13 protein-coding genes and 1 pseudogene are annotated in these 17,121 nt (G+C 66.5%); 11 read left to right on the top strand and 3 right to left on the bottom strand.

Going from position 1 to position 17,121, the window contains the following annotated elements:
* Nucleotides 1-312: 312 nt before the first annotated feature.
* The 4 genes and pseudogenes from FEF34_RS04940 to FEF34_RS42590 form a co-directional block, all read left to right on the top strand.
* Nucleotides 313-2,520, top strand: coding sequence for a sensor histidine kinase (locus FEF34_RS04940; protein ID WP_138052019.1), 2,208 nt, complete (start codon nt 313-315; stop codon nt 2,518-2,520).
* A gap of 2 nt (nt 2,521-2,522) precedes the next feature.
* Nucleotides 2,523-3,233 (top strand): DNA-binding transcriptional response regulator, encoded by a 711-nt coding sequence (locus FEF34_RS04935; RefSeq protein WP_138052018.1) that lies wholly within the window; start codon nt 2,523-2,525, stop codon nt 3,231-3,233.
* Entirely contained in the window at nt 3,230-4,324 is a 1,095-nt protein-coding gene (locus tag FEF34_RS04930) for a ComEC/Rec2 family competence protein (RefSeq protein ID WP_138052017.1), read from the top strand. The genes FEF34_RS04935 and FEF34_RS04930 overlap by 4 nt, the downstream gene beginning before the upstream one ends.
* A 77-nt stretch (nt 4,325-4,401) precedes the next feature.
* A pseudogene (locus FEF34_RS42590) lies at nt 4,402-4,584 on the top strand (MBL fold metallo-hydrolase); the annotation flags it as partial.
* Nucleotides 4,585-4,995: 411 nt separating this feature from the next.
* On the opposite strand, the gene FEF34_RS04920 reads toward FEF34_RS42590, so the two are convergent.
* Nucleotides 4,996-6,150, bottom strand: coding sequence for a hypothetical protein (locus FEF34_RS04920; RefSeq protein WP_138052016.1), 1,155 nt, complete (start codon nt 6,148-6,150; stop codon nt 4,996-4,998).
* A gap of 729 nt (nt 6,151-6,879) precedes the next feature.
* Here FEF34_RS04920 and FEF34_RS41045 point away from each other — a divergent pair.
* A complete protein-coding gene (locus tag FEF34_RS41045) occupies nt 6,880-7,035 on the top strand; it encodes a hypothetical protein (protein WP_171052828.1) in 156 nt (51 codons plus the stop codon).
* 79 nt (nt 7,036-7,114) lie between these two features.
* On the opposite strand, the gene FEF34_RS04915 is transcribed toward FEF34_RS41045, so the two are convergent.
* On the bottom strand, nt 7,115-8,311 hold the full coding sequence (locus FEF34_RS04915; RefSeq protein WP_138051345.1) for an ISAs1 family transposase: 1,197 nt from the start codon (nt 8,309-8,311) through the stop codon (nt 7,115-7,117).
* A 431-nt stretch (nt 8,312-8,742) separates the two neighbouring features.
* Here FEF34_RS04915 and FEF34_RS04910 point away from each other — a divergent pair, with 431 nt between their 5' ends.
* Both FEF34_RS04910 and FEF34_RS04905 read left to right on the top strand, forming a co-directional pair.
* On the top strand, nt 8,743-9,477 hold the full coding sequence (locus FEF34_RS04910) for an AAA family ATPase (RefSeq protein WP_138052015.1): 735 nt from the start codon (nt 8,743-8,745) through the stop codon (nt 9,475-9,477).
* Between the two features lie 75 nt (nt 9,478-9,552).
* Entirely contained in the window at nt 9,553-9,876 is a 324-nt protein-coding gene (locus FEF34_RS04905) for an ATP-binding protein (protein ID WP_138052014.1), read from the top strand.
* Here the strand turns inward: FEF34_RS04905 and FEF34_RS04900 are convergent.
* Nucleotides 9,826-11,175, bottom strand: a complete 1,350-nt coding sequence (locus FEF34_RS04900) for an ISL3 family transposase (protein WP_199800618.1) — start codon at nt 11,173-11,175, stop codon at nt 9,826-9,828. The genes FEF34_RS04905 and FEF34_RS04900 overlap by 51 nt on opposite strands.
* Nucleotides 11,176-11,239: 64 nt before the next feature.
* On the opposite strand from FEF34_RS04900, the gene FEF34_RS04895 reads away from it, so the two are divergent.
* From FEF34_RS04895 to FEF34_RS04875, 4 genes are all read left to right on the top strand, one after another.
* Nucleotides 11,240-12,433: an ATP-dependent nuclease gene (locus tag FEF34_RS04895; protein ID WP_138052013.1), complete on the top strand. Its 1,194-nt coding sequence runs from the start codon at nt 11,240-11,242 to the stop codon at nt 12,431-12,433.
* Nucleotides 12,430-14,094, top strand: a complete 1,665-nt coding sequence (locus tag FEF34_RS04890) for a UvrD-helicase domain-containing protein (protein ID WP_171052827.1) — start codon at nt 12,430-12,432, stop codon at nt 14,092-14,094. The genes FEF34_RS04895 and FEF34_RS04890 overlap by 4 nt, the downstream gene beginning before the upstream one ends.
* 95 nt (nt 14,095-14,189) lie before the next feature.
* Complete coding sequence (locus tag FEF34_RS04885) at nt 14,190-15,539, top strand: ISL3 family transposase (RefSeq protein WP_199800618.1); 1,350 nt, start codon at nt 14,190-14,192, stop codon at nt 15,537-15,539.
* Between the two features lie 357 nt (nt 15,540-15,896).
* On the top strand, nt 15,897-17,093 hold the full coding sequence (locus FEF34_RS04875) for an ISAs1 family transposase (protein WP_138051345.1): 1,197 nt from the start codon (nt 15,897-15,899) through the stop codon (nt 17,091-17,093).
* Nucleotides 17,094-17,121 lie beyond the last annotated feature (28 nt).

Here is a 17,121-nt window from a genome sequence, read left to right as displayed (position 1 = left end):
CGTGCGGTCCTTCTCATGTCACGGCCCGACCAGTACGATCGCTATTTCCCCCGAGATCGTTACTTCCCATCTGGCACTGCTTCCTCTGGGCTCACACGTCCCAGTCTCCAGGTGCCCGCGATCTAGGGGAAGCTTCAAGACCATCATTGCCCCACCCGCAGCCTGGGCTCCAAAACTGCGCTGCCACCAGATCATGCAACAGTTCAGTGAGCCTGGGTGGCTTGCTGTGACGTTACGTCAGAAAGCTGCGCTTGCAGGGTCATTATGCAGCTAGCATGCTGGGATCCCACTGCTGATGAGAGGCGGCGCCGGTTGGCCAGGCATTATCTGCGCTTCGCGCCCAAGATCCTCACGCGTCTTGGTGAAGAGCTCGTTCCGCATCCGGACATGGGGATCATGGAGTTGGTACGCAACGCGTACGACGCCGACGCCACCGAGTGCAGCATCGAGTTGGTCGACTCCGCGCGCCCTGGCGGCTCGATCATCGTTTCGGACGACGGGCACGGTATGACCGATGCCGAGCTCACCTCCGACTTTCTGCTCATCGGCAGTTCGAGGAAACCGTCGACGCCGTTCACCAGCAGCGGTCGAAGGCGGGTCGGCGAGAAGGGGCTCGGGCGTCTTGCGGCGCTTCGCCTGGGCCGACGAGTGAAGGTCACGACACGATCAGCGGCGACCCCAGGGGTGCAGTACACCCTGGGTATCGACTGGGACGAACTAGACTCCGCCCATGCGGTGGAGGACGTAGCGCTCGAACTCCGCGACGTCCAGCCTCACGCCCGCGTGGGAACTCGTATCGAGATACACGATCTCCGGCAGGGGTTGAGCGTCGCCGATGTCGAGCGGCTGACGCGCTCGCTCACGCTGCTCACGGGCCCTTTTCAGGCCGAGTCGACCTTCAAGATCCTCTGGAATCAAACGGCGTTCGGATACGAGGACCTCACCTCAGCCGTGACTGATGAACATTTGCAGTGGGCCGAGTTCCACCTGTCGGGGCGGCTCGGTGCAGATGGTAGACAGTCGGCGGAACTCAGGGACCACCAAGGGCATCTGATCGGCACCGCAACGGCGGGCGACCTTCGGTCCGCGGCCGCAGGAGTCCGACGCCGAACCACCACCGATGACGGCCAACGTCTCTTCACGAGTTCCCCTGCGGCCAAGTTCGACCTGTGGATGTTCAACCTCAACCCGAGGCATTCGGTCGCCCTGCGTGACTCGATTCAGCCGACATCGGAGATCAAGAGCTGGCTCGCTGACGTCGGCGGTGTGCACCTGTATCACCACGGGTTGCGCGTCCAGCCCTACGGCGACCCTGACGACGACTGGCTGAGCATCAATGTCCGCCGTGCTGTGCTCTCCGAATTCCGGCCCTACACGAACAACTCCGTAGGGGCTCTGGTCGTCAACGACCCAGAAGATCGCCTCCAGCCGAAGACGGACCGTAGCGGTTTCGTCCAGAACGCGGCCTTCGGTGAGCTACGTGAGTTCGCCCGGTCCGCGATCGAGTGGGCATCACAGCGCCGTCGCCAGATTCGCGAGGCCGAACGGCAGGATCAACGCAATCGCGCGAAGGCGCAGACGGCCGACGCCGAGGCCGAATTCACTGAGGCCAAGAAGGCCCTTGAAGAGCAACTGGCGGATAATCAGGGCCGTCTGGACGGCAACTTCGACCGTGCGTCGGTACAGCGCATCCTGACCACCTCGCAGCTCCTCGCGGACCAGCGTCTGCGCGAGATCAAGGATCTCCACTCTGAGCTGCTCCTCTACCGAGCTCTCGCCACGGTGGGAACGAGTACCGCCGTTTTCGCCCATGAGGCGCAGCAGCCCGCTGATCGCATTCTCCAGGAAGTGCGCACGGTCGACCGGAGGGTGCGTCGGGACCTCGATCCGGCAATCGTCGACGATCGCTACAAACCGTCTCTGAGCGCAATCACGGACGGGGCCCGCACCTTGCAAATCTTTGCGAAGCTCCCCCTGGAACTCCTTGTCCGCAAGAAGCGCGATCTGACACACGTGGACATCGACGAAGTGTGTCTGGCCACATTGCGGCTGTTCCACAACTTCCTAAGTGACCGCGGCATTCACGTCACCCAGGACCTCGACTGCCAGAACCTTCGCGTACGAACCTACGAGGCTGCTGTCGAATCCATCGTCTCCAATCTACTAGTCAACTCCATCCACGCGCTGACGCGTACGGACGGCGGTTCCGAGCGCAGGATCCACCTCGCGACGTGCTCCTTCGTCGACAAGGACACCCCGTGGATTCGCCTCATCGTGGATGACACGGGCCCAGGGATCCAGGATGCCTCGACCGAAGAGATCTGGGTTCCCGGATTCACGACGCGAGACGGCGGGACAGGATTGGGTCTGACCATCGTCCGTGACACGGTCGGCGACATGCTGGGCCGTCAGAAGGCTTTCAAAAACGGTCCTTTGGGAGGGGCCCGGCTCCTGGTCGAGTTGCCTGCCTCGACGACAACCCTCCCCGCCGGGACCACGAACGACGAGCGGGAGGAGTGACGATGGCTCTGCACCTTGAGGGTGTCCGCAGGGTCGGCATCGTAGACGATGTGAAGGCCGACGCGGAAGCCCTTGGTCGGCTCTTCGAAGACTTCGACATGCAGGCTCTGATCATGCCCCGGCCGCAGCCCCGCGCCACGGCGGAGGAATATCTGTCGACGCTCCCCCCTCTAGACGTACTCGTCTGCGACCATCAGCTGAGCAACAGCTGGCCGGTCGCGTTCACGGGAGCGGAGCTCGCTGCCCGGGCCAACAGCAGCCCTCACAAGCTCCCGGCCATCGTTATGAGTTCGCATGTAGGCACCCACGAGGCATCCTCCATCCACCGTTGGCGGGCCGACATTCCCGCGGTCGTCCGCAAGCAGGCCGACGAAGAAGAAGTCCTTGGCGCCGTCCGATACGCCTTCGAAGAGGCGGCCGGCAGGTGGTCACGAGAGCGGAGCCGGTTCCGCACCCCGGTCGAGGTCCTCGCCGTGCATCTGGCAGGCGAAACGCCGTATGCCGAGGTGCTGGTCAGCGGCTGGAGCCTGACGCAGGTGGCGCACCTGCCACTCCTACGCTTCGAGGAGGACACCGGGATCCAAGCCGACGCCCTACTGCCAGGCACCTGGTTACGGGCCGAGGTCAACTGCTACGCCCCGCGGGCTGAGGACCTTTGCTTCGCACACATTTCCCTGGCCCCCCAACTGTCCGAGGAAGTCCGCGCCCTGTGACCGTTTCTTTTCTCCCCCGTCAGGGCGTATCTCCCGAGGGTGATCTTGCGGTCACGATCCTGGATGTGGGTCATGGCAACTCCGCCATCGTCCGCGACGGGCAACGGTGCGCGGTTGTCGACGCCGCGGACGACACCACACACGCTGAACTCGAAAGACTCGGTTGCACGGACCTCGAGGAAGTCGTCGTCTCGCACGTCGACAACGATCACATCGCGGGAATGAACAGACTCCTCCTGGACCCGCGGTGGTCGCTCGGCCGCGTCCGGGTCAACACCGACGCGTCCAAGGACACTCGGGCGTGGCGGCACCTGCAGGAAACTCTACAGCTCGTGTACGACGACAAGCGCATCACGGGCATCCTGCCGGTCTACACGGATACGGGCCTGCCCATCCGGGTGGGTCGGGCAGAGCTTGAAGTGTGTCATCCTCGGTCGCTGATGGCGCTCTCGGGACCGCGCACGCGCGATGCCCGGTTCGGCACGGTGACGAGCAACACCATGTCCGCCGTCATCCGGATTCATCTCGACGGCGCGGCTGCTGTCCTCCTCGCGAGCGACATCGACGGCGTCGGCTTACGGGACATCTTGGATCGCCGGAGTCAGCAACTCTGCGCGGATGTACTCGTCTTCCCGCATCACGGCGGCCTCCCCGGGGCTATGAATCCGGTGGAGTTCGCCCGCTCGCTCACGTCCGCGGTTGACCCGCGCATGGTGATCTTCTCGATGGGGACGAGCGGCCGAACGGCCAATCCGCGACCAGAAATCATCGAAGGAGTACGGGCGGCGGCACCCGACGCACACATCGCCTGCACGCAGCTGTCGGTCCACTGCCACGAGTTGGGCTCTCCGCCGCCACCCGAAGGGCATCTCTCCGAGGCCATGGCCCGTGGCCGCTCCGCGAGTCGCTGCTGCGCAGGCAGCATCGTGATCACCCGCACCGAGAACGGCTTCCAGTACGCGCCGCCGCTGCCTCGTCATGGCGAGTTCGTGCTTGCACTGGCGTCAGGGACGGAGACCGGGACGTTGCCCTTGTGCCGCGCGCGAGCGTCGCCGATCCCGAACCCTTCGACTGGCGACAGCGTCAGATAACAGAAGGTGGACGAAGTCAGCTGTATCTCGGCCTGGTCTAACGGAGCGAAGTCCGAGTACACCCAAGTGGGCGGCTCGCCGCCGCTGCCGTGGCGTTCCCGAGGCCGGGTGAGCCGTTCGAGCCGGCGGGGAGTCTGCCGGTGGAGGCGTGGTGGCGGGCGGTGTCCGGTCCAATCGCCCGTCCGTGGCGCCGTCCCCAACGCGCTGAGGGTGTGGCCGAGACGAGCAAGGGTGATCTCGACCTCGCGGGTGAGCGATGACGTCGGTCAGGGACGAGCTTGGCGAGATGGTCCGGATGCTGGAGCGTCTTCCGGCTGGTGAGCTCGATCGTTTGCTGCTCGATTTGGGCGGGGCGCCCCGGGTGGAGCGTGAAGTCGCTGCCCAGCGATTCAGGCCCTTGCCGTTCCCGAAGGGTCCTTCGCGGGTTATCGTCCGCACACGCATTGTGCAGCGCTGAGTGCGTCTCCTCGGTTTGGCGCACGTGCCGGAGTAATTCGGCCCGCGGATGTCCGGGGCGACGGGGCAGCCCCGGCCTCCCAGTGGGTGCCGCACTTGACGGATTGGACGCGTGATGGTGGAGCGGCTCACGCCAAGCCAACAGCTCTCGGCGGCGTCCACACCACGGTGGTGCATCTGCAGCCGCCGTAGGGTGCCCGGCGGCCGTCCATGCCTCAGCCCTTGAGGAGATCACCCTGGGGGAAGATTCCTGGCATGTAGCCCCTGGCAGGGGACAGATCCCGCCAGTCGAGGTCCCCCTCCTCCACGGACACTACTCGCCAGTCGTCCTCCTCCTCGTTCATACTGCGGAACGCCTCGTGCAGGAAGTCGGGGAGTACCTCGCTGTCCCGACGGCCTGGGCGGCGCCGGTCCTCGGGAACCGTCCAGTCTGCCGCGAAGAGAGTGCCGTCGGTGTAGAGCGTGCGCTCCTGGCGAGGCCGGTGGCGGGCGAGCAGGCCCAGGATGTCGTCGCGAAGACCTGCGGTTTCGTTGCGTCGAGCCGCCCGTTCCACGCGTTGCAGCACCGGCGCCAAGACCCCGAGTGTTACGCCGAGCGCCGCGAAGCCAGCCACGACGTAGTCGCCCAGAACGAGTGGTTCCTGATGGGCGAACGCGTCGAGGAACGGCGTGTAGTAGGCCAGCACGTGCAGGTCCGGGTCGACGGGGAGGTCTACGGCGCGAGGGTCGGCTGTGTCCGGGGCGATTGCCGTCAGACGCATGGGGCTATGGGGGGAGGAGAAGTGCACCGCGCTCGCGTATGCGATCTTCGGCGCTTTGCCCTTGATGGTCTTGACTGTCCTCTTCTGTTCCTCCATGGCTTCGCGCAGCTTATTCGTCAGCGGGCCCGAGCGGCCCTTGGCTTCCGCGACGACATAACCGCCGAGGGTCAGCTCTCCGAAGAAGTCCGCCCGGCTCCGGCCGGGGGCGAAGGTGAGATTGTAGGCGGAAGCGTAGCGGGCGACGTGCATGAAGAACCGGACGGATAGCTGCCTCTCGGCGAAGATCTGGCACATGGCCTGCCCCAGGGTGTAGGACAGCATGCCCTTCTCGGAGGGGTCGAGCTCGCGGGCGAGGTCGGTACGTGTGATGCGACGGACCGGATCATCGCTCCAGCTGAGATAGGCGGGCAGGACCGCCACCCTGTGGCACCACTCGTATGCCGATGACCTCCCGTGCTTGGTTTGGTCGTATGGGGCCCTGCCCGTGATGAACAACGCGCGCGCCAAGTCTTCTGGCTGGACTGGCAGATCCTGCTCGACGGGGACGCCGGTGCCGACCGGGAAGAGCCTGGCATCGGTGCGCACGTGCGCGGGGCCATTGAAGAACATCGTCGCCGCTTTCCGGGTTCAGGGCCGTCATACACAGACCGTGAGGATCGTCGTACCGGCATCTCTCTATCACTCCGGTCCGCAGTCCGCCCCGGCATCAGCGGAGACGGAAGCGGGAACTCTGGCTCGCCACATGGCTCCGGCCGCGCCGGGCAACTGTGTCCGCGTGCCGCCCTGATGGCGACGGGCGGGTCGGACCGCGCTGGCCATCACTTCGCACTGAACCCCGTGGTCCCGGGCTTGAACTCCGACGACCCGTCCGTCGACTGGAAAGAGCTCTACCCTCCCTACCGCTTCGTGACGGCGGCCAAGACGATGACGGGCTGGGAGGCGGACCTGGAGTTCCAGTATCCGAGCCACGAGGCGACGGTCCGCTTCCAGCACACGCTGGCCAAGCGCAGTGGGCTCCGGATGGGAAGCGTGGCTTCCCGTCTGTCCGACCTCTCGACCCTCCGGGAAGCTGCCACGACCCCCCCATGCACCTGTCCGCGCGGACGCCTGCCGTGTCCCTCATGTGCGCTTCTCGCCTGCTTGCCCTGCGGGAAAGAGACGTCTGTTCGATCTCGCACTATGGCGTCAATTTCCTGGGCGAGGGAGCGACCAGGTTCATCAAGCCCGACCGGGACATGCAGTGGCTGTTCCCGGTGCCAGGTGAGTCAGGGGGAGTACCGGTGGCCGGCGGAGCACGTGGGCCTCGATGAGGCGACGGACCTACTGATAGGTGCCGCCGTGGCGTCGGCGTACGACGACGTCCTGCACGGCGTCGGCCCTCTCGCTCACGACCACCTTCCCCGCAGCCTCTTCGATGACGTCGGACAGTTCGAAGCGCTAAACCAGGTCCTCAAGGACTCGACGGGACTGGACATGGGCTGGCACCGGGCCTGATGTGGGCCCATTCACCGCTCCTGGCGCAACGCCTTCGCTGAGCACCGGTCACGCTGTGCGCCTCGTACACAGGGCTTGATCAAGTTCCGTGAGTGTCGGGGTTGTTGGTGATGCCCAGGATGGCGAGTGCTCGTTCGGGTTCGTGGCGGATGGCGCGGGTGGTCTTGGCGATGTTGTCGGCTCCGAGGATCTTCAGGGTGCCAATGGCGAGGTTGCGGAAGGTAGCCATGGCGCGGGGCGCGTTGCCGGTGTGGACGGTCGAGGCGTCCTCGGCGAAGGTGACATCTCGGATGTAGTGGGAGGAATTCTCGATTCCCCAGTGCCCGCGGATGGCGGTGGCGAGGCCGGCGGGGCTGGTCTGGTGGATATCCAGGCTGGTGACGGCGTAGACGCTCTCGCGACTCTCGGGCTTGCCGGTGGGCTTGCGGCGGCGGTGGACGCGGATGGCGAGGCGGGCGTGGGGGAAGGCGATCCCGCCGAGGCTGTCGGCGATGGAACAGGTCTTGATCGACCGGGACTCGCGCCGTCCGTGGGCGGTGGCGGAGGCGGTGTGCTGGACGGTGATCGATGTCCAGGGCAGAGCGGCGAGCTGGGCGTACGCGGTGGGCTGGTTGGTCTTGATGACCGCGATGTAGTGTGCCTTCTTCGTCTCGACCAGCCAGGTGATGTTGGCCTTCACCGAGTGCAGGGCGTCGAAGGTGACCACGGCGTCAGCGAGGTGGAGTGGTGCCAGCAGGGGCTTGAAGTGCCGCGTCTCGTTGGTCTTCGCGCCGACCTCGACCTGTGCGAGCGTGGCGACGGGGTGATGCGTGACCGCCGCGAGCAGGTGCCGGCGCGGCGCGGCCAGGTGGGCCGAGCCCTTCAGCGCCTTGCCGTCCACGGCGATGACCCGCCGCGGTCGGGCCGCTGACGCATCCGCGCACGCGGACTTGCGGTGCTGGTCAGCGAGGTAGGCGCCCACGGCCTGGTCCAAAGCATCGCCGTCGACCGCCATGAGGACGCGTCCGATGGTGACCGGCTTGGGGCTGCGCCGCCAGCCGAGCAGGTGACGGCGGATCCTCAGGGTCGCCAGCAGGGTGTTCGTGGCCCGCTCGGCGAACTCGGCGATCTCGTCCAGGCTCTTCGCACCTGACACGGCCGCGCAGGCACACACCAGCAGGATCGACACCAGGGAGTACCAGCGGCCCCGGCGAGAACGCGGATCGGGCACCGATGCGAGGTAGGGGCACAGGTCAGCGATCCGGTCCGCATCCAGCGGACCCAGCTTCTCCAGCACGGCAGGTATAGGGGAAGATGCAACGGCAGGCACGGGACATCCTCATGATCATCTGGCTTAGTCACCACAATGATCACGAACCCTCGTGCCTGCACTGCTATCCGCTCCTACCGGCCCTGATCGTCAACCACCCGCTCATCCGCGGAACTTGACGGAGCCCTGCCTCGTACATGGCCATCTCTCACCCGGTCCGTTGGCCTGTGAGGTGGTGGCCGTATGGGTGCCGTATCTCGAACATTCGGGAATGAATTCGGATCGATAGGTGACCGAAATTGAATCGAATGTGACCGCTGTGCATTCAGAGATTTATGGTGACAAGATGCGGACCCAGATCCTGAGGGGTGACGGCATCTCATGGGGCTTGTGGCTCCCTTTGCTGTGTGTTCCCGCCGGACGTCCCAGGGTGTGTACGAGCGCAGCAAGGAGCCGCGATGACCCAGCCCAGTGAGCCGCGTGCCATCCCAGGCCCGCGAGACGGCTCCGCCGAACCACACGGGACCGTAGTCCCGGTGCCGCCCCGGCTCACCAAGGCGGTCATCCGCAACTTCCGGCTGCTCCGCAGAACCGAGCTCTCCTTCACCGACAAGGTGACGCTGTGCGTCGGACGCAACAACACGGGAAAGACCTCGCTTGCGAAACTGTTCGAATTCTTCGTGGCGAGGAAGAAGGCCGCGCTGCGCATCGAGGACTTCTCCGCCGACTGCTACGAGGAGTTCCTGGCCGCCCATCGCCTCTTCGCCTCGGGCGAGGCAGAGCAGGCGCGCGACACGGTTCCGGCAGTCACCCTCACCCTCCACATCTCCTACGACAAGGACTGCGGCCAGTACGGACCCCTGGCCCCCTTCGTGGTGGACCTCGACCCCGACTGCTCCGAGGTGGTGATCAGGTTCGCCTTCGCGTTGGGGGACGGTGCCCTGAAGGAGTTCTTCGGCGGCGTGCCGGTGGGGCCGGATGCCACGGCCACGCTTGAGCAGCTGGGCAGAGGCATCCCGAAGCACTTCGAGATGTCGGTGATGGCGGTGGACCCGACCGATGAGGCGAACGTCCGACCGGTCGACCTCGCGGACGTGCGCACCCTGGTGAGGGTGGACTTCGTCGAGGCGCAGCGAGGGCTGGACGACGAGAGCGACGGGCATGCCGCACCAATCGGAGCGGTCTTCGAGTAACTGCTGACCGCGGCGGAGAAGAGCCAGAACGCGACGTGGCTGGAGGAGCTCGCGGCGAACATCGACAAGACACTCGTGGATACCTCCGGCAGTCTCGACAGCAGCCTCCAGAAGGTCCGCGAACGGGTGGCGCCGACGTTGAAGGCATTCGGCTATCCGGGTCTGGCCAACCAGGAGTTCGTCACGGCCGCCCGGCTGGACTCCAAGAGGCTGCTCAGGAACTTCGCGCGCATTCACTATCCAGGAGTGGCCGGTGTGCGGTTCCCTGAGTCGTACAACGGCCTCGGTACGCGGAACTTGGTGATGATTCTGCTCAGGCTCTTCACCTGCTATCGCGGGTCTTCGAATTTAGTGGGGGTGCGCCTGCCGTCGGCTCCGGCGGGTGGTCGCACAGCGTGAGCGTAGGCGCTGGTTGGCGCGGTTGCGGAAGCCGAAGGCGTTACGCGCTTCGAGCTTGATGAGGCGGTTGTTGCCTTCGGAGGCGGCGTTGGTGATGCCGGTGGTCAGGTAGGTCTCGATGCCGTCCCACCACTGCTCGATGGTCTCGGCGAGGGTGAGGAGTTCGTGCAGGTGGGCGTGGTCGGCGACGTGGGTGAAGAAGCGGTGGCGGGCGGCGGAGATCGCGGAGCGGTCGGGGGCGTGGTGGGTGCGGCTGACGGCCAGGCCGAGGAGGTCGCGCAGGAGTTCCTTGGCCTGCCAGGCCGCGTGGATCTGCCGGCCGTAGGTACCCATGTACTCCAACTCGGTCTTCAGGAGGAGGCGTTGGTCTTCGGTGAGGTCTTCTTTGTTGCGGCGCAGGAGTTTGCGGACGGTGTAGATGCCGTCGCCCTTGCGGGCCCGGCGGCCGTGCTGCCGCCAGGTGAGGCGTCGGCGCAGGTCGGCGAGGTGGCGCTGGGCGAGTTGCACGATGTGGAAGCAGTCGACGACCACGGTCGCGTGCGGCAGGGCACGGTGGACGGCGGCGCGGAAGGTGGAACACAGGTCGATGGCGACGTAGCGCACCTGTGCCCGCCAGGATGCGGGCTGGGAGCTGAGCCAGTCGGCGACCGAGGTGGCGTTGCGGCCTTCGACCTGCCCGAACAGTCCTTGCCCGCCGATCGCGTCGACGAAGCCGATGTGCCAGGCGTCCGCGACCAGTTCCCACTTCTGCGTGGCCGGGTTCTGGGCCCAGACCGGCTTGCCCCGCCGGGTCTCGTCGATCCCGACCGCCTCGGTCGCGGGCGGCGTCTCGGGCAGGACCGTCGCGGCGTAGTCCTCAAAGCATCGCTGCACGATGGGCCAGCTCAAGGACAGGTCGCGGCCGGCCTGCACGACGGTGCGGGATCCGTCGCAGACCGCGGCCCCCGCCGCCCGGCGCAGGGCGGTGGTGGTGCGCATCCCGGCGGGCACCGCGTGGATCGCCTCGGTGAACGAGCCGCGCTCGCACGCGGGTTCGGCGCAGTACCAGCGTGCCTTGCGCCACCGGATACTCACAGGGCGTCCACCGCAGGGCAGGTGCCGGGGCCGGGTGGTGCGGTAGTCCTTCAGCCGGGTGGCGAAGACCCCGCACGAGGGGCAGGCCCGGGCGGAGTCCTCGCTCGTGACCACGTACACCGTCGAACCGCCCGCCCCGTCGTCCTTGACCTGCGTCACACTCACCCCCTCCAGCCCCAGAAGTCGCGTTGCCGCTTCGTTGATGCCGGTATCGTCGCTGTTCAAGCCCGTGGGGTTTCATGATCGGTTGCCTAGACAACAACCATGATCACGAAGGCCCGCGGGCTCCTTGCGTCCAGGGCGCCCGCACCCCAACCACCTCACACAGCGTGACCGGCGAGCGCGCCCGTCACCGCCGCACCCCCCACTAAATTCGAAGACCCGCTATCGCGACCACACGGCGACCTCCCCGGAGTCGGGGATCCATCTCGTCTTCCTGGAGGAACCGGAGGCCCATCTGCATCCGCAGATGCAGGAGGCATTCATCCAGCGACTCACGTACTCCGTCAATCTGTTCCCTCGGATCGACGCGCAGATGAGAGCGACGATGCCCGGGCAAAAGGGAGCGGTCGAGGAGAGCAGCACCGCAATCGACAGCAGCCCCCGGTGGAACGCTCAGTTCGTGGTGACCACCCACTCGGCACACGTAGCCAACCGGGGACACTTCGCCGACATCCGGTACTTCCGGAAGGAGGAGGACACCGTGGAGAGCGGAAGCGAGCCGGGGCCGGCCCGCACCGTCATCAAGGACCTGTCCCAGGTGACCGGCGACGAGAGGTTCCTCCGCAAGTACCTGACCCTCACCCGGGCCGACCTCTACTTCGCGGACAAGGCCATCCTCGTCGAGGGCGCCAGCGAGCGTATCTTCGTCCCGGCTGCGGAGGAGAAGCTGGCGGCGAGGAGGCCCGGACAGACGCCCCAGCACCAGTACGTGACCTTGATGGAGGTCGGCGGGGCGCATGCCCACAGGTTCTATCCGCTGCTGAAGGTCCTCGGGATCCCAGCCCTGATCATCACGGATCTTGATCCCGTCGACGACAGGGATCCCAAGATCCGCAAGTGCCTGGTGTCCGAATCCGGACGCACGTCCAACCAGTCCATCAGGGCGTGGTCCCCCGAGATGGCCGACATCACGGTGGCCGAGCTGCTGCAGCTGGCCGAGACGGACCCGCCGATCGCCGGCGGCAGCATGTGCCTCGCCTACCAGGTGCCGGAGGAGCCCGGCGGTCCGTGCGGCCGCACTTTCGAGGACGCCTTCGCGCTGGCCAACCGGGCCCTGTTCGGTATCCCCACAGGTGCCGCTCCCGCCGAGGAACTGGAACAACAGGCCCGTAGCAGCGTGGAGACCAGGCGCAGCAAGGTCGACTTCGCCCTCGACCACGCCCTCGGAGACCACGACTGGCAGGTCCCGAAGTACATCAGGCGCGGCCTCGAGTGGCTCATGGCACAGGACGGGACGGCGACGAAGGCGGACGTCCAGTGACGACCGAGGCGGAAGACGTCACGCACACGATCCTGACGGCTCTCCAGGCGGGCCGTCACTTCAAGGTGGAGGCCGGTGCCGGTGCGGGCAAGACCAGCTCACTGATCGAGGCGCTCCAGAGCATCCTGGCTGACCGCCCCCGCTACCTCCCGTGGCCCCACCAGCGCATCGCCTGCGTCACCTACACCAATGTGGCCCGCGACGAGATCATCAGCCGTACCGACCGCAGCCCGTACGTGTTCGCCGAAACCATCCATGGTTTCCTGTGGCAGCTGCTCTCCCCTTTCCGTAAGCACCTGTTGCGCCACATCGTCGAGCTGGACATCATGCTGTCGAAGATGGAGGGCCACACCTCACTGGACGGTTACACCGTCGAGTACAGCACCGGCTTCCAGAAAGTGGACCACGACACCCGTCGCGTGCAGCTGGGGCACAACGATCTGCCCGTCCTCGCGAGGGCGTTCTTCGCCCTCCCCAAGTTCCGGGCCCTGGCTGCCGACCGGTTCCCGATCGTCTTCGTGGACGAGTACCAGGACACCCCTGCCGGTCTGGTGGAGGCCATGCTGGGCACGCCGGGCGATGAGGCCACCGCGCGCAGCCCCGTCTGCGGCTTCTTCGGGGACCATTGGCAGCAGATCTACGACAACGCGTGCGGGGCACTCGAGGACGCCCGCCCGACACCGGTCTTCAGACGGCGCAATCGGCGCTCGCAGCGCGCCGTCGTGAACCTCCTGAACACGATGCGTCCCGAACTGACACAGACCACGGCGTCAGGAGTTGGCGAGGGCACCGTCGCCGTCTATCACACCAACGAATGGGCCGGGACGAGGCTTACTCACCACCGGAAGGGTCAGCTCGGCTGGGACGCGGCCCACGCGGCCCGGAAATGGGTACTGGACGACGTCCGCGACCGGTTATGGAGCACTGGAGTATCCGGTAACGATGCCCAGGTGCGGGCGGATGAGCCCAGCACGAAGATCCTCATGCTCACGCACGAGACGATCGCCGGCGAACTGGGATATCAGAAGCTCCACGGGGCCTTTCGGCGCAACGACTCTTACGTGAGGAAGGAGGACCACGCCATGGCCTTCTTCATGGACACGCTGGAACCGGCCCTCCTCCACCACCGGAACAAGCGCTATGGCGCGATGTTCGACGCACTCGACCCCCGTGGCCGTCCACCCATCAACTCGCCGGCCGCCAAGCAGGAATGGATGACGTTCCTGACGAAACTGAGGGAGGCCCGCGAGACGGGCACGGTCGGCGACGTCCTCGACCTCTGCCTTGAGCAGCAACTCTTCGACGGCCTGGGGAAGGTGCGCGAGCGTCACCGGAAGGCCGTGTCACCATCCGGCACCGATCCACAGGCCATGAGTGACGACAAGGCCCATGCCCGGGCGGCGGCTCGATCGAAGGAGTACCAACAACTGCGCCAGGTGTCGTACGCGGAGTTGCTGGCTTTGAACGAGCACCTCGGCGGCTGCACGCCCTTCGCCACACAACACGGAGTCAAGGGACTGGAGTTCAACCGGGTCCTCACAGTGGTCAGCAAGGGACACTCTCGCTTCCAGATCCCCGAAATGCTGGCCAACTTCTCCGGGTCTTCGAATTTAGTGGGGGGTGCGGCGGTGACGGGCGCGCTCGCCGGTCACGCTGTGTGAGGTGGTTGGGGTGCGGGCGCCCTGGACGCAAGGAGCCCGCGGGCCTTCGTGATCATGGTTGTTGTCTAGGCAACCGATCATGAAACCCCACGGGCTTGAACAGCGACGATACCGGCATCAACGAAGCGGCAACGCGACTTCTGGGGCTGGAGGGGGTGAGTGTGACGCAGGTCAAGGACGACGGGGCGGGCGGTTCGACGGTGTACGTGGTCACGAGCGAGGACTCCGCCCGGGCCTGCCCCTCGTGCGGGGTCTTCGCCACCCGGCTGAAGGACTACCGCACCACCCGGCCCCGGCACCTGCCCTGCGGTGGACGCCCTGTGAGTATCCGGTGGCGCAAGGCACGCTGGTACTGCGCCGAACCCGCGTGCGAGCGCGGCTCGTTCACCGAGGCGATCCACGCGGTGCCCGCCGGGATGCGCACCACCACCGCCCTGCGCCGGGCGGCGGGGGCCGCGGTCTGCGACGGATCCCGCACCGTCGTGCAGGCCGGCCGCGACCTGTCCTTGAGCTGGCCCATCGTGCAGCGATGCTTTGAGGACTACGCCGCGACGGTCCTGCCCGAGACGCCGCCCGCGACCGAGGCGGTCGGGATCGACGAGACCCGGCGGGGCAAGCCGGTCTGGGCCCAGAACCCGGCCACGCAGAAGTGGGAACTGGTCGCGGACGCCTGGCACATCGGCTTCGTCGACGCGATCGGCGGGCAAGGACTGTTCGGGCAGGTCGAAGGCCGCAACGCCACCTCGGTCGCCGACTGGCTCAGCTCCCAGCCCGCATCCTGGCGGGCACAGGTGCGCTACGTCGCCATCGACCTGTGTTCCACCTTCCGCGCCGCCGTCCACCGTGCCCTGCCGCACGCGACCGTGGTCGTCGACTGCTTCCACATCGTGCAACTCGCCCAGCGCCACCTCGCCGACCTGCGCCGACGCCTCACCTGGCGGCAGCACGGCCGCCGGGCCCGCAAGGGCGACGGCATCTACACCGTCCGCAAACTCCTGCGCCGCAACAAAGAAGACCTCACCGAAGACCAACGCCTCCTCCTGAAGACCGAGTTGGAGTACATGGGTACCTACGGCCGGCAGATCCACGCGGCCTGGCAGGCCAAGGAACTCCTGCGCGACCTCCTCGGCCTGGCCGTCAGCCGCACCCACCACGCCCCCGACCGCTCCGCGATCTCCGCCGCCCGCCACCGCTTCTTCACCCACGTCGCCGACCACGCCCACCTGCACGAACTCCTCACCCTCGCCGAGACCATCGAGCAGTGGTGGGACGGCATCGAGACCTACCTGACCACCGGCATCACCAACGCCGCCTCCGAAGGCAACAACCGCCTCATCAAGCTCGAAGCGCGTAACGCCTTCGGCTTCCGCAACCGCGCCAACCAGCGCCTACGCTCACGCTGTGCGACCACCCGCCGGAGCCGACGGCAGGCGCACCCCCACTAAATTCGAAGACCCACTTCTCCCGGCGCGACGAACTGATGGACAAGGAACTGGAGGCGTTCATCAGGGCACGCAACCTCTTCTACGTGGCATGCTCACGGGCCAGAGAGCACCTGGCTATCCTCTTCACCACGAAACTTGAGCCCGCTGCACTGGACACCCTCCGGGAATGGGTCGGCGAGTCGCGGATCACGTCGCCAGGGCTCCGTCAAGTTCCGCGGATGAGCGGGTGGTTGACGATCAGGGCCGGTAGGAGCGGATAGCAGTGCAGGCACGAGGGTTCGTGATCATTGTGGTGACTAAGCCAGATGATCATGAGGATGTCCCGTGCCTGCCGTTGCATCTTCCCCTATACCTGCCGTGCTGGAGAAGCTGGGTCCGCTGGATGCGGACCGGATCGCTGACCTGTGCCCCTACCTCGCATCGGTGCCCGATCCGCGTTCTCGCCGGGGCCGCTGGTACTCCCTGGTGTCGATCCTGCTGGTGTGTGCCTGCGCGGCCGTGTCAGGTGCGAAGAGCCTGGACGAGATCGCCGAGTTCGCCGAGCGGGCCACGAACACCCTGCTGGCGACCCTGAGGATCCGCCGTCACCTGCTCGGCTGGCGGCGCAGCCCCAAGCCGGTCACCATCGGACGCGTCCTCATGGCGGTCGACGGCGATGCTTTGGACCAGGCCGTGGGCGCCTACCTCGCTGACCAGCACCGCAAGTCCGCGTGCGCGGATGCGTCAGCGGCCCGACCGCGGCGGGTCATCGCCGTGGACGGCAAGGCGCTGAAGGGCTCGGCCCACCTGGCCGCGCCGCGCCGGCACCTGCTCGCGGCGGTCACGCATCACCCCGTCGCCACGCTCGCACAGGTCGAGGTCGGCGCGAAGACCAACGAGACGCGGCACTTCAAGCCCCTGCTGGCACCACTCCACCTCGCTGACGCCGTGGTCACCTTCGACGCCCTGCACTCGGTGAAGGCCAACATCACCTGGCTGGTCGAGACGAAGAAGGCACACTACATCGCGGTCATCAAGACCAACCAGCCCACCGCGTACGCCCAGCTCGCCGCTCTGCCCTGGACATCGATCACCGTCCAGCACACCGCCTCCGCCACCGCCCACGGACGGCGCGAGTCCCGGTCGATCAAGACCTGTTCCATCGCCGACAGCCTCGGCGGGATCGCCTTCCCCCACGCCCGCCTCGCCATCCGCGTCCACCGCCGCCGCAAGCCCACCGGCAAGCCCGAGAGTCGCGAGAGCGTCTACGCCGTCACCAGCCTGGATATCCACCAGACCAGCCCCGCCGGCCTCGCCACCGCCATCCGCGGGCACTGGGGAATCGAGAATTCCTCCCACTACATCCGAGATGTCACCTTCGCCGAGGACGCCTCGACCGTCCACACCGGCAACGCGCCCCGCGCCATGGCTACCTTCCGCAACCTCGCCATTGGCACCCTGAAGATCCTCGGAGCCGACAACATCGCCAAGACCACCCGCGCCATCCGCCACGAACCCGAACGAGCACTCGCCATCCTGGGCATCACCAACAACCCCGACACTCACGGAACTTGATCAAGCCCTGTCACGTCGCTGCGGTTCG

The organism is Streptomyces marianii (assembly GCF_005795905.1).
Lineage (GTDB): Bacteria > Actinomycetota > Actinomycetes > Streptomycetales > Streptomycetaceae > Streptomyces > Streptomyces marianii.
Note: the sequence above shows the minus strand (reverse complement) of the source record. Positions and strands in the feature narration are given on the sequence as shown.